Annotated in this window: 10 protein-coding genes; 3 read left to right on the top strand and 7 right to left on the bottom strand. The window is 71.2% G+C overall.

Translation table 11 applies throughout. From position 1 onward, the window contains the following. Positions 1-29: 29 nt before the first annotated feature. Entirely contained in the window at positions 30-914 is an 885-nt protein-coding gene (locus VZQ01_RS10275) for a pirin family protein (RefSeq protein ID WP_223747930.1), read from the bottom strand. Between the two features lie 94 nt (positions 915-1,008). Here VZQ01_RS10275 and VZQ01_RS10280 point away from each other — a divergent pair, with 94 nt between their 5' ends. After that, positions 1,009-2,376 carry a cupin-like domain-containing protein gene (locus VZQ01_RS10280; protein ID WP_426747712.1) on the top strand — a complete coding sequence of 456 codons (1,368 nt, stop codon included), beginning with the start codon at positions 1,009-1,011 and terminating at the stop codon, positions 2,374-2,376. 4 nt (positions 2,377-2,380) lie between these two features. Here VZQ01_RS10280 and VZQ01_RS10285 read toward each other — a convergent pair whose 3' ends face one another. Further along, positions 2,381-3,745, bottom strand: a complete 1,365-nt coding sequence (locus tag VZQ01_RS10285; RefSeq protein WP_426747713.1) for a metallopeptidase TldD-related protein — start codon at positions 3,743-3,745, stop codon at positions 2,381-2,383. Positions 3,746-4,748: 1,003 nt separating this feature from the next. Here VZQ01_RS10285 and VZQ01_RS10290 point away from each other — a divergent pair. Continuing rightward, positions 4,749-5,759: a TldD/PmbA family protein gene (locus VZQ01_RS10290; RefSeq protein WP_426747714.1), complete on the top strand. Its 1,011-nt coding sequence runs from the start codon at positions 4,749-4,751 to the stop codon at positions 5,757-5,759. 301 nt (positions 5,760-6,060) lie between these two features. On the opposite strand, the gene VZQ01_RS10295 is transcribed toward VZQ01_RS10290, so the two are convergent. The 5 genes from VZQ01_RS10295 to VZQ01_RS10315 form a co-directional block, all read right to left on the bottom strand. Continuing rightward, positions 6,061-7,206, bottom strand: a complete 1,146-nt coding sequence (locus VZQ01_RS10295) for a hypothetical protein (RefSeq protein ID WP_426747715.1) — start codon at positions 7,204-7,206, stop codon at positions 6,061-6,063. 17 nt (positions 7,207-7,223) lie between these two features. Continuing rightward, a complete protein-coding gene (locus VZQ01_RS10300; RefSeq protein WP_426747716.1) occupies positions 7,224-9,137 on the bottom strand; it encodes a hypothetical protein in 1,914 nt (637 codons plus the stop codon). A gap of 98 nt (positions 9,138-9,235) precedes the next feature. Continuing rightward, positions 9,236-10,189 (bottom strand): c-type cytochrome, encoded by a 954-nt coding sequence (locus VZQ01_RS10305; RefSeq protein ID WP_228556742.1) that lies wholly within the window; start codon positions 10,187-10,189, stop codon positions 9,236-9,238. Between the two features lie 52 nt (positions 10,190-10,241). After that, positions 10,242-11,258: a Rieske 2Fe-2S domain-containing protein gene (locus tag VZQ01_RS10310; protein ID WP_426747717.1), complete on the bottom strand. Its 1,017-nt coding sequence runs from the start codon at positions 11,256-11,258 to the stop codon at positions 10,242-10,244. Beyond that, a complete protein-coding gene (locus VZQ01_RS10315) occupies positions 11,255-11,437 on the bottom strand; it encodes a Xan family putative trans-acting RiPP leader peptide (protein ID WP_046711779.1) in 183 nt (60 codons plus the stop codon). Before VZQ01_RS10315 ends, VZQ01_RS10310 begins: the two co-directional genes overlap by 4 nt. Positions 11,438-11,550: 113 nt before the next feature. Between VZQ01_RS10315 and VZQ01_RS10320 the strand changes: the two genes are divergently transcribed. Beyond that, positions 11,551-13,587 (top strand): hypothetical protein, encoded by a 2,037-nt coding sequence (locus tag VZQ01_RS10320; RefSeq protein ID WP_426747718.1) that lies wholly within the window; start codon positions 11,551-11,553, stop codon positions 13,585-13,587. Positions 13,588-13,614 lie beyond the last annotated feature (27 nt).

The raw sequence follows: 13,614 nt of genomic DNA on the forward strand, positions 1-13,614 counted from the left end.
CGGGTGCGAGGGCCTGTCACCCCGGAAGCTCAGGGGGCGAGCGGCGGGAAGCGACCGGCCTCCCAGTCCGCCAGCCGCGCGCGGCCCTCGGCCACGCTGTCCACCACGAAGTTCCACCAGATGACCAGCGGGTCCGGCAGCGGCTCACCGCCCAGCACCACCGCCCGGCCGCCCCGCACCGAGTGCAGCGCCAGCGCGGCGCCGCCGTCCTCCAGGTGCGCGAGCACGCCCCGCTCCACCGTCGTCCCGCCCACGGCCACCTCCCCGTCCGCCACGTAGAGCGCGAGCGCGTGCGTGGGCTCCACGGGCAGCGACACCGAGGCGCCCGCCTCCAGCTCCACGTCCAGGTACGTCAGGGGATGGAAGGTGGGCACGGGGGACACGGCGTCCCCCAGCCGGCCGGCGAGCACGCGCACCCGGGCGCACTCGTGCTCGACGAGGGGCAGCTTGGAGGCGGGGACATGCTCGAAGGACGGCGTCGTGTGGCGGTGCTCGCGCGGCAGGGCGACCCAGGTCTGCAGGCCGTGCAGCGGGGCGGCGCCGGGGCTCGAGTCGACGTCCTCGGCGTGGACGATGCCGCGCCCGGCGGTCATCCAGTTCACGTCCCCCGGGTGGATGTCCTGCACCGAGCCCACCGAGTCGCGGTGACGGATGGCGCCGGAGAACAGGTACGTCACCGTCTGGAGTCCCACGTGGGGATGGGGCGGCACGGACATGGTGCCCGGCGTGGCGGGGGCGGGGCCGAAGTGGTCGCAGAAGACGAAGGGGCCCACGCGCCGCAGCTCCACCCTGGGCAGGGCGCGCAGCACCCGCGACTCGCCCACCAGCTCCGTCGGCTTCGCGGTCCACAGGGCCGCGACGCCGCGCTCCACCGAAGGGTCCACGCGCGCCGCCACTGATGACTCCTTCCCCATGCTCGATTCTCCTGGCCGGGCGCCCCGTGTCGTGGAGCCCGGATGCCGGATGCTAGTATCACCCGGCCTTCTCCTCGCGCATCCCCCCGGACCCATGGCACGAGCCTCCGCCGCACTCCCGGTCGAACCGTCCCTCGCCCTGCCCAGGGCCTTCTGGAAGCGCTTCGCCCGCGAGCACTGGGACGTGGGGCCTACCCTCTTCCCCAGCCTGTTCCCCCGCCACTTTCCATCGCCCGCCGAAGTCTTCGAGGCGCTGGTGGACGTGGGCACGCGCTACCGCCAGGGCGAGGTGATGCTGCCGGTGCGCTTCTACGTGGAGCACGAGGCCACGGCGGAGGGACCGCCGGAGGTCTTCGCGGCCGTGGCGATGTCGCGCTACCTGCCCCTGGCGGAAGACGGCGACGTCGACGGGTACGCGCGGCGGATGGAGCACCTGCTCCACGGACGCAGGTTCGGGCTGGTGCTGAGCAACACGCAGAGCCACCACTGGAGCCACTGGCTCCAGATGCGCACCTTCCTGTCCGGCGTCCACGGCGCGCTCGGCGTGCCGCTGGGGGGCGCGGACTCCGCGCTGTTCCTGGGCAACTACCGACACACGCCCTTCGGCATCCACAAGGATGACCTGCACGTCTTCTACTTCGTCATCCGGGGACGTCGACGGATGAGCTTCTGGCCGCTGGAGGCGATGCTCTCCAGACCGGAGGTGGCGCCGCACGCGGACCCGGGGCTGAAGGACCGGCCACATGGCGTGGTGCTGCGCGACGCGGAGGACACGCGTCAGGTGATGGCGCAGGCGAGCTTCCTGGAGGCCGGCGCGGGCGACATCATGTACTGGCCCTCGTCGTACTGGCATCGCTCGGAGCCGAGCGAGGGCCTCACCATCGCCGCCTCGCTGGGCTTCAACTTCCGCGCGCCCATGTTCCTGGACCGCGCGCCCGAGCAGCCGTGGCCGCAGCGGCTGTCCCATGGAGAGCTGCCCCGGGTCGAGGGTTGGGCGCTGCCGAGGTCGGTGCGCGACGCGCTCGGCAAGCAGGGGCGCGGACAGGGCTTGCGCACGACGCGCAACACGCTCACCGAGGGCTGGGTGCGCTTCCTCACCAACGGCGCGCTGGATGGGCCGCCTCCGGAGGCGCGGGGGCTCTCGCCGCTCACGCCCGAGGACACGGTGGTGGGCAGCCCCGCGCGGCCCATCGTCACCGTGCCGCTGGAGGGCGGGCAGGTGGTGGTGGCGGCCAATGGGTTTTCGCGGACGCTGCGCCCTTCGCCGGTGGCGCGGCGGCGGCTCGAGGCGCTGACGGAGACGCTGAGCTCCGGCAGGCCGGTGTCGGTGGGGACGTTGGAGGAGGACTTCTTCCGGCGACTGCCGCCGCGTGCGTTTCCTCGCGCGGGGGTACGCTCGCTGCTGGATGAGCTGGCGAGGTGGCGCGCGGTGTGGCGCCACGAGCCCGTGCGTCGGCGCTGACGGCTCAGCCTCCCGGCGGAGGGAGGACCAGGGTGGGCGTGCCGCAGCCCTCCGCCGAGGGGAAGAAGGCCAGGTCCGAGCCCACGCCGCGCAGGGAGCGGAACGTCTCGAGCACGGGCAGCTCCAGCTCCAGCGGCTCCACGCGGTGCACGCGGCGGCCGTCGCGGACCTCCCAGCCTCCCGCGATGAGCGACACGATGCCGGGCGTGGGCATGGTGGAGAAGTTCTCCACGCGCGCCACCAGCTCCGTGTAGTCGGCGGGCAGGGTGTCCTCGCGCGGCAGGACGCAGAAGTTGAGGGCCGTGGGCGTGGCGGGGTGCACGAGGTCGCGGAGCCCTCGGCCTCCAGGTTCGACGCCGAGGCGCGCGGCCGTCTCCTCCGAGTGGAGGAAGCCCACGAGGCGCCCCTCGTCGACGAGGCGCAGGACGCGGGTGGGCCGGCCTTCGTCATCGAGCTGACGGCGCTGGAGGCCGCGCGGGTCCAGCGGGTCGTCCTCCACGGTCAGGATGGACGGGAAGAGCTTGCGGCCCACGGCGCGCACGAGCGCGGGCGTCGCGGTGGCGATGTCTCCTCGCAACAGCCACGTGAGCCCCGCGACGAGCGGCGCCGCGACCAGGGGCCGCAGCACGAGCGGGAGCGCGCGGTCCGCTTGCTTCGCGGGTCCTTCGAGCGCGGCCACGGCGTCGGCCAGCCGGGCGCGGATGGGCTCGAGGTCGCCCTTCCCCTTCGAGGCCTCCCAAGAAAGGGGCACGGCGTCCACCACCGCGCCGCGAGCGGTCTCGCAGCGCAGGAAGGCGACCTCCTGATGGGTCCGACGGAACGCCTCGAAGCCGTCGCTTCGCACGGACAAGGCGCCCGTGCATTCCTGCTTCACCACCAGGGCCTGCACGACGACGCCGGGGGGCAGCACGTCCTTCACCATGCGTTCGGCGCACCGGTGGGCGCGAGAGAAGTCCGTCGCCCCGCGCCATGCGTCCGTGGGCAGCGGGGTTCCTGGCGACGGTGTCGTGGGGAAGACCCCGGTCGACCCCGTGCGAGCCTTCTCCTCCGCGGACAGCAACACCTGCTCCAGGGTCGCCCGGTCATGCACGCACTCGATGGCGGTGCCCACGGCCTCCCCGAGCCAGACCCGGGCCGAGACGGTGAGCGCACCACCGGAGCTGCTGGAGAAGGTCTTCGAGGCGACGTCGTAGTCCAGCGACAGGTTGTCGTACGACAGCAGGTAGAGCTCCACGCCCCGCCAGCCACGCTCGCGGCCCAGACGGTCCATCACCTCCCGCGCCAGGACACTCCAGTCCTGGGGCGACAGGCCGCCCGTGTAGACCAGGCTGGCGTCTTCCAACCTCACGTCCTCGTCATGCTCCGACATGCAGACTCCCGACTCGCATCGCTCGGCACATCCGAAACCTGACGACCTGCCCACCGTCATCACGGGATGAAGCCCATCATGAATCAACCAACGAGACCGAGACAGATGCATCACGGAAGTCCGCCACGGCCCTCGACCGGAGGCCCCGCGCACCACGAAGCACGCTCTCCGTGGAGATCGGCTCCCATCGGAGCCCACGGGACTGACCGAGCCAGTCTCATCGCGGGAACCTGGCTGGAGTCCATCGCCGTTCTCGACCCGACACCTTGCTCGCCACGAAGCGCGCGAGCGGCGGAGGCCGGCTCCTATCGGAGCCCGAGGGCCAGACCGAGACAGGCTCGTCGCAGAGACCTGTCCGAAGTCCGTCGCGGCATCAACCCGATGAACTGCTCACCGTGAAGCGCCCCGTCGTCAGGGCTCGTTGGCTCCCATCAGAATCAGTCGGCGCGCGCCATCGCGCATGACCGAGGGCCCTCTCCCTGGGGCCGTCGTGCCCCTCGGCCTGAGACCCGCCCACCGCGAAGCACCCTGTCGACACGGGCTGGCGGGCCTCATCGGAATCAATCGGTGCACCCAGACAGGCTCGAGGCCGAAGCCGCCCGGAGGTCATGCTCGACATCTTCGCGGCGCGTGCGCGCGGGTGGGGTCTCGGTCCAGCAGCGCGCAGCGTGATACAACCTGGAGGGACGCGTTCCCTCGCGCGCCCCCGACGCTGACACAAGGAGCCCTCGTCTTGGATTGGTTCGTGGAGCGGCGCGAAGTCTCCGACGTGCTCCACCTCCGCTCCGGCACACGGATTCTGCCCGCGACCTTCGAGCGTGGCGCCTGTGTCCGCAAAGGCCCCCCGAGCCACGGTGAATACACGTGGACGGAGTTGTCTCGTGGGACACCCGCTCCGGGGCTCCTCCCGTCCGAAGTGCTCGAACGGGCACGTGCGCCGCTCGCCGAGACCTCCAGGCTCTCGGAGGGCGCCGCGCTCCGTGAGGACGTGGTGCGCCGGCTCGTGGACGTCGCACGCTCAGCCGGGGCGCTCCACCTCGAGGTGACGCTGCGTGAGGTGGACCGCTGGACGCTCCACGCGCAGCCCGAGCGGATGGTGGAGGACCACACGCGCCATGCCTTGCTGGAGGTGAAGGCGTTCCATGGCGAGGCCGGCGGTCCCCGGTTCGATGCGTGGCGCTGCGTCACGCATCCCGACGCCACGCGCCTCCATGCCGCCCTGCCCTCGCTGGAAGCGTGGGTGGACACGCTGGTGCGTGAGCTCCGGGAGACGACTCCCGCCGTGCCGTGCCCCGACGAAGCGCTGCCCGTGCTCTTCCCCCCGGGCGCGGCGTCCGCGTGCTTCTTCCATGAGGTCTGCGGCCATCCCCTGGAGGGCGATGTCGTCGCGCGCGGCGGCTCCTTCCTCGCGCGCAGACTGGGACAGCGCGTGGCCGAGCCCTTCGTCCACGTGTCCGACGACCCCACGGATGCGCAGGGTGCGCTCGGCTTCACGTGGGATGACGAGGGGCACGCTGCGCGCGCGGTGCCCCTGCTGCGTGGAGGCATCGTCACCTCGCCCATGCTGGATGCGCGCAGCGCCCGCGCGCTCGGCCTGGAGCCCAACGGTCATGGCCGGCGCGTGGACTTCCGTCACCCGCCCCTGCCACGCATGGCGCACACCCGCGTGGAGCCGCATGAAGGCGACCTGGCGTCCCTCCTCGCGGACGTGGGCCACGGGCTGCTCGTGCAGCACCTCACGCCGCGGCACATGAACCTCCTGTCGGGGGACTTCAGCTTCCACATCGTCGAGGCGCGCCTGGTGCGCGACGGGCGCGCGGGCCCTCGCGTGGGCCCAGGCGTCCTCTCCGGCAACGGGCTGACGGCGCTGGCCCACATCGATGCGGTGGGCGCCGACGCGCGCAACCTCTTCGCCACGCGAGGGTGCCGCAAGCTGGACCATGGCCCGCTGCCCGTGTCCTTCGGGCAGCCCTCGGTCCGCTTCCGCGAGCTGCGCGTGCGGCCCGGGACCTGAGCGGAGGCCCGAGGCGGGCACCTGCCGCCACGAGCTCGCTCCTCCAGCCGAGGACGCGAGACCTCGGGGCGAATGCTCGCGTGGCCTACCGCCCTCCGGGCGCGCGCCTCATGGCCGCGGCATCCGAGCTAACCAGGCGGAGACCGGGTGCATCGAAGTCGGAGCGCGTGCTCACGTGGCGTACCGCCCCTACACACGAACCCTCACGACCGAAGCATCCCCACGAAACGAACCGAGGACGGCTCCTCGACATCGGAGCGCGTCCTCGTGTCACGACCCAAAGGCCTGGGGGCCCTCGTCGCTACTCCGCCGGCGGACCCTCGGGGTCGACAGGCTCCTCGGGCAGATCCACGGGCGGAGGCGGGATGTAGCAGGTCCACGTGGGCTCCGGCTCCGGCGGCGGCGGGTCCTCGAGCCCACCACCGGGAGGCGGCTCCTCGCCCGGCGGCATCGGAATCTGCCCGAAGGCCCGGTACACGCTCACCTCACCCGGACGCGGCTCCACGATGACCGGCGGAATCAGGTACGGCCGGGGCGGCGCCTCGGGGTCCGGCTCCGGCTCCGGCACGAAGGTGTCCACCAGGTTCACCGTCACCGGCTCCGTGGCGTTGGGCGGCAGCACCAGCGCGAAGTAGCCCAGGAAGCTCTCCGAGCCGGGCAGCACCATGAAGCCCATCGGCGACTGCCCCGGCAGCGGAGCCTCCTCCACCGGCGCCCAGTCGAGCGGGAAGAGCCGCCCCGCGGACGCCTCCGCGATGCTGGACACCGGCGTCTGGAACAGGTCCGCCAGGAAGCTCATGTCGTGCACGAACAGGAGCGCGACACCGCCCGTCTTCGTCGGGTCCAACAGGTCCGCGGGCGTCGTCGGCGTGCCCGCCTCCGTCATCGCCTGCGCCACCGCGTCCAGCGCGCCCGTGTTGCCCACGAGCACCGCGGCCTGGCCGTAGCACTGCGTGACGCTCGCCAGGATGGGCCGCACGTACGTCGTGGGGAAGTACGTCGTCGTCGGCATCGGGACGGGGAAGTCGGGGTTCGGCTCCACCGGCTCCTCGGGAGGCGTCGCGGACGCGAGATAGGCCGTCGTCTCACCCGACGGAGCCCCCACCACCGACCAGGTCCCTCCGAAGTCCGACGGCGCCGACACCAGCGCGCCGCCGCCCTCCGGTGACGACAGCGACACCTGCCCCCCCATGATGGCGGACAGGAAGGTGTACGGCCCCTCGAAGAGGCCGGGCAGCGCGTTGCCGGCCTCCTCCTCGGGCACCGTCATGAAGGCGACGAGGAACGCCTCCGGGTCGTAGAGCACGCCGGAGACGTTCGTCGTGCGCGCCGGCAGGTCGACGACGGGCGCGGTGTCCGGCGGGATGTTGACGGGCGCGTCGGAACTGGAACACCCACCGGCGGCGGCGAAGAGCAGGAAGCTGGAGGCTAGGGAGCGGAGCTTCATCGCGGTCCTCGAAGGGCTCAGCGCGCCGGCAGCACGTGCTCGGCGGGAACCGTCGTCACGTGGCAGGCGTTGGCGCAGTTGCCAAAGGCGTTGGGGGGAGAGTTGAGCTCCTGGAACTGCAGGTCGAAGTACTCGGTGCCGTGCGTGCCCGGGTGGCAGCCCGCGCACGCGTTCATGCTCGGACGCAGCGTGCTCTCGCGCGTCAGGTGGCACAGGGTGCAGTCACCCTTGTTCTGCGCGTACTTCGGCGACGAGATGTGCAGCCGGTGGATGAAGTCCGACACGTGCCCCACCACGTCGTCGTGGTGACACACCTTGCACGTCTCCACGTGGTCCACCGAGACGCCGTGGTGCACGTTGCTCAGCGAGCCCACGCCGTTGTGGCACACCTGGCAGTTGCCGATGCGGCCCGGGTACGAGGTCGGCGCGGCCTGGCCCACCTGGAAGAAGAACGGGTCCAACCGGTTGAGCCGCTCACCCTCGTAGTTGCGGTGCCCCTTGAGCAGGATGGCGTAGGTGCCGGGCTTCGCGTCCGGAGGCAGCGGCACCGCGTAGCGCGTCGTCGGACGCACCGCCATGCCGCCAGCGACGGCCATGATGTCCGGCGGCACGTAGAACTGCGGCTCGCTCGCGGCCGGATAGGCGAAGTAGTCCTTGGGCACGTAGTCCCCGTTGACCACCTTCAGGTTCTGCAGCGGACCCACGACCTTGAAGCCGGACTCGGACGCGCTGCTGTCACGCCACGTCAGCAGCATCTGCTCGTTGAAGTAGGCCAGGCCGTTGGAGCCCTCCCCCAGGTAGTCGAAGTACGACGGCATGGAGTCGCGCGGGTGCAGGCCGTGGCCGTCGCCGTCCTGCAGCGACACCACGAAGTCCACCGTCTCACCGGCGTTGAAGAAGGTGCCGTTGGCGGGGCGCGACACCTGCACCTGCTGCTTGAGGCCGAAGCCGCACGGCGTGGGCACGTCCGTGGCCAGCCCGTCCGGCCCCAACTGGTAGCACGTCGCGAGCCGCTCCGAGGAGGGCTGGAAGGTGACGGGGAAGAGGAACGGCTTGAGCGGCAGCTGGCTCCAGGTGAGGCGGATGACGCCCTCGCCCCGCAGGTCCGGCATGGTGAAGGACTTGAACGGGTTGGTGGAGTTGGCGAGCGACACCTTCACCGCCGTGGCGAACTCGAGCGCGTCGTAGTTCTCCGCCCGGCGCGGCGTCGGGTCTCCGGGGAACAGCGGGCGCTGCAGGCCCGTCACCGTGAAGCTGGCGCGGGTGCGGCCCGTGACGGCGCTCTCCGCGAGGAAGTCCCGGCGCGAGTACGTGATGCTGGTGCGCACGTTGCCGTCCGCGTCCAGCACCTCCAGGAGGAACGTGTCGTCCGTGGCCAGCATCCACGCGGCGTTCTCGTAGAAGGTCTCGCGCAGGAACGTCTTCGGCTCCAGGCGCTTCCACGCGTCGCGCCCCGAGGACAGGCCGGACCAGTCCAGGTCCTTGAAGAGCGACTCCATCCGCATCCACGCGGCCGGCGTGCGCCTGTCGTTGGGGTCCTCGAAGCGCGCCAGCTCCACGTCCATCGCGGAGAACTCGCGCAGGAAGTACAGCTCCCCCGGCGTGACGATCATCCGGGCGAAGGGCTCCACCGGCTCGAAGGGATTCGTCTCCGAGGGGTAGCCGTTGTTCAGGTTGTAGCAGGTGGCGCCATAGTCCGGCAGGTTCAGGTCGCCCTTCGTCACGGGCTCACCCGTGGGAAGCATGGCGCAGCCCTTGTACCAGAGCAGGGACAGCGAGATGGCCCCGGAGGCGGAGCTCGAGTACGGGTCGAACGCTCGCGCACCACGGCCACGCGTGCCTTCCACGTCGGACGTGTCGAGCAGGTTGCAGCCCGAGGCAACCGCCAGCACCGGGAGCATCAGGACGCACTTCTTGAAGGACAGGGTCATGAGATTCGAGTCCAGCGCGGCTCACCAGCGCAGGGCACGGTGACGTTCAGCGGAGGGCAAGGCGTGTATCCTACTTTCTCAGAAAGCGCCGCGCCAATTCATGGGCCCGTGGCGCGCTGCGTTGCCACGCCCTGGGTCTTGAGGAAGCGGTACACGGCGCGAAGGTCCTCCTCCTTCATGGAGGAGAAGGCGCGCCAGGGCATGGACAGCTTGTTGACCTGGCCCTTCTTGCTGGGGGCGGGGGCCAGGTCCTTGAAGGCGGTGAAGCGGGCGACGAAGGCGTCCTCGCTCAGGTCCTTCAGGATGGGCCCCTCCGGGAGCAGGGACGGCACGGGCTCCTCGCCCAGGGGCGTGGGGGCGGCGCGGCCTCCGGCGAAGGGCCTGGGCTCCTCGTCCGCGCTGGCGTGGCAGAAGGCGCACTGGGCGATGGTGGCCAGGTAGCGGCCCCGGGAGACGTCGTCCTGGGCGGGCTCGGCCACGGGTCCGGGCAGGGGGCCGGCCAGGTCCTTGATGTCCGCGAGCACCTCGGGCGCGAGCTGGGAGGGAGGCGTGGGGAGGGCCACGGCGGGCACGGTGCGCAGCCACGCGACGACGGCCTTCGCGTCACCGTCGGACAGGGTGGCGCGCCACTCCATGTACGGCATCATCGGGAAGAGCGTGCGGTCGCCCTGGCCGTAGCCCTCGCGCAGGGTGCGCAGCAGCTGGGCGTCGGTCCACCTGCCCACGCCGTGCACCGGGTCGGAGGTGATGTTGGGCGCGCACAGCGTGCCGGGGAGGTCCCACTCCGGGCCGAAGCACGCGCCGGCGAGCGGGGGACCCGACAGGGGTCCACCGAAGCGGCCCGTGTCGCGTCGCGTGTGACAGTCCACGCAGCCGAGCACCGACTCGCCCAGGTAGCGGCCCCGCTCCACGAGCGCGGCCTGGGCGGACACGGGCTTGGGGGCGGGAGGTGCGGCGGGCTTCGCCTCGACGACGGCGGGCGGCGGCGGCTTGGGGGCCGCGTCCTTCTCACGGCAGCCGCTCACGGCGACCAGCAGCGCCACCACGGACACGCACCTCTCCCAGCTTCGGCCCCCGGCATTCACGTTCGAGCGACTCCTGTGGCTAGTCCAATGCGGGCGCGTCCGGAGGACGGCCCAGGCGCAGGGCCGCGAGGGCCCGGCGGTATTCGATGGGGAGCCGGTCCGCCTTCACGGGGACCTCTCCGGAGAAGTCCAGCGGGTGCGCGCGCGGGCGCTGCCCCTCCGCGACGCGGCGGTCCTGCTCCAGGATGGCCGACTCCGACTTCACGAACAGCTCCGCGAAGTTGCGGATCCTCGGGTGGTACGAGGCGAAGTAGAAGCACTGCATCTTCTCCTCCGACCAGGGCGAGGCCACCGCGTAGACGGTGTGCGGATAGAAGAGCGTGGGCTTGAAGGTGAGCCGCGCGGTGAAGGGGAACGTCACCTCGTACGTGAGCGTGGTGCGGTCCACCCGGGGTGGAGCGCTCCCCACCGAGGGCGCCAGCGCCGGGTAGACAATCTGCGCGCGCAGCCCGTCCGGCAGCTTCTCCACGTCATACGCCGGCACCTCCGGCTGCTCCGGATTGCCGAACGTGCCCTCATGAACGAACGATAGGTGAGCCACGTCCAGGACGATCTCCACCATGCGTCCGGCGGACGTGTCCCAGTCCAGGCGGGGCAGCGGCACCGTGGCCACCGTCGCGCTGTCGGCCAGCTCCGGCCACTCGGGCAGCGGCGCCGCGGGCTCGGGGGAAAGACAGACCCAGATGAGCCCATGCCGCTGTGCGGCAAGGTAGCTGCTCACCCGGGCCCGCTCGGGGACGGGCGTCTGGGGTTGAGAGGGAATGCGGACACACGAGCCGCTCTGGGCGTATGTCCATCCATGGAACGCGCAGCGAAGTCCCTGGGGTGTAACAGTCCCGGCGGAGAGGTCTGCTCCGCGGTGCGCGCAGTAGCGTTGGGTGGCCGCGACACCGGAGGCGGTGCGCCAGAGGACCAGCTCCGTCTCCAGGAGCCGGGCGGCCAGGGGGCCTTCCCGAAGCTCATGGGCGTACGCCACCGGATGCCAGTACGGGACGAAGGTGTCCCGGTACGAGCGGACCTCGCCAGCCGTGCTCATGCCAGGGCGAGCGGGGCGATCTTGCTTTCAATCTCCTCGAGGAGGAAGTCGATCTCCTCTATCTCATCGAGCTTCTCGGGAGCAGCTGACACCGCCTCGGGAGCCTCGGAGGGATTCGGAGTGGATACCGCGTTCGCCGCTGTTTCGGATGGGGACTGAACCGCCTCTTCCGACGCCATGTGGGTGGCCTCCACTACGCAGGGGGAGGTGGATGCTCGGAGGAAGAGCGGGGGAATGTCAACCCACCGTGGGTTTCCACGCGTGTCACAACACCACTAGACTGCGGCCCTCCATGCCCCCTGCCCCCTCTGTCGTGCGCATCGTGGCCATGTTGTGTCTGATTCATGGCACGGCTCACGCGGAGCCCTGGAAGAAAGCCAGACCGGGCGTCACGACCGAGGCGCAGCTGCGCATCCTGTTCGGCGAGCCCGACGCGAGACGCCGCGAGGACGGCGCGCTGGTGCTCGACTATCAGGGGCAGTCCTCGCCAGCGGGGACGCAGCGCGCGCGCTTCACCGTCGATACACGCACGCGCAAGCTGCGGCGCATCGATGTCTTCCCCACCCGCGCGCCCACGCGCGCCGCGGTGGAGAAACAATTCGGCCCCGCGTGTCCCAAGACGGGCTGGAGCAAGAAGCCCTGCTACGTGGTGAAGGCCACGGCGGACACCTCGCTGTATTTCCATTATCCGTCGCGGGGCCTCGCGGTGTTCTTCGCCGGTGGCGACGTGCGCGCGCTGACGTATCAGAAGCCCGTGCGAGGCAAGCTCGCGCTCACCGCGAGCGTGGAGCCGCCGCCGGAGCTGTCCTCCGCCGGCACCGTGGACCCGGAGGAGGCAGGCGACACGGTGTCCGCCTCCGGCACCGCGTCCGAGGACGATACGGAGACGGCGGACGGCAACACGGTGGAGGCCTTCGCGGAGCCCGCCGCCGCCACGCAGCCCGCCGTGGCGAGCCTGGAGCTGGCGGTGCCCACCATCGAGGGCGAGACGGAGGCCCCGCGCCCCGCGCCGCCCATGGACGTGGACACGTCGCTGCGGCCGGTGGTGGTGGATGACGTGGCCGCGTCGGGCACGAGCGTCGCCTCCGCGGCGGGAGGTCCCACCGCGGGGCCCCAGCCGGTGACGGAGGACGCCGTCGAGGAAGACCCGCTGCACCCCTCCGCGTTCCTCAAGGTGCCCGAGCTGCTCACGGTGGGCGGCTTCTATCTGCAGCGCGCGGAGGTGGCCGGGGCCAGGCGCGCGAGCACGTCGGCCACGGGAGTGGACCCGTTCTTCCCGGCGCTCCTGGATGTGTACCTGGACTTCAAGCCGTTCGACGGGCTGCGCAGCTTCGCGGTGGGCCGCATGGCGTACGACCCGCTGGACCCGGTGCTCTCCACGCCCGCGACGAGCCTGGACCGGCTGTGGATCTACTTCGGCCTGTTCGACCACGTCTTCATCACCGCGGGGCGGCAGCACATCAAGTGGGGCAGCTCCAAAATCTGGAACACCACCGACTTCCTGCGCGCACGCAACCCGGACCCGCTGTTCCTCTATGACTTGAGGCCGGGCGTGGACATGGTGAAGGTCAACGTGCCGTGGGAGGAGATGGCGGCCAACCTGTGGCTCATCGGCACGGCGGACCTGTTGGACGAGGTGACGGCGGACGGGGACCGCGTGCGCTACGGCGGCGCGGTGCGCGCGGAGATGGCGCTGGGCACCAGCGAGCTGGCGGTCTCGGGCTCGTTCATGGAGGGCCGGCGGCCCCGCTACGGCGTGGACTACTCGATTGGCCTGGGGCGACTGGACTTCAACACCGAGATTGCGCTGGTGCACGGCGCGGACGTGGCCACGTGGGAGCGCTCGCAGGCGGGGGGCTTCCAGGTGCGGGCGCTCGACGGGCTCCAGGTGCAGGCCAGCGGCGGCGCGCAGGTGGAGCTGCGCGTGGCGGACACGTTCAAGACGGTGGTGCGGCTGGAGGGGTTCTACAACCAGCTGGGCAGCGACGACCGCGAGCTGCTGACGTGGGTGCAGGCGGTGGGTGACTTCCAGCCGCTCTACTTCGGCCGCTTCTACGGCATGGCGCAGGTGGCCGTCACCGCGCGCAACATCTACGAGCCCACGACGACGCTCACGGTGATGGGCAACGTGGGAGACCCGTCCTACGTGGCGCGCCTGGACATCAATGCCTCCCGGCTGCGCGACGTGACGGTCGCCGCCTACGTGGAAGTTCCTTTTGGAGAGCGCGGCGGCGAGTTCCGCTTCCAGCCCGACGCCGGCATCGCCCCCAGCGCGCCGGTGGACATGGGCCTGTTCCGCGCCGGCATCAACGTTCGACTCCGGCTCTGAGAGCACAGACTTCACGATGACCGCTCA

Origin of the sequence: Myxococcus faecalis (genome assembly GCF_050039385.1) — a bacterium.
GTDB classification, from domain to species: Bacteria; Myxococcota; Myxococcia; order Myxococcales; family Myxococcaceae; genus Myxococcus; species Myxococcus fulvus.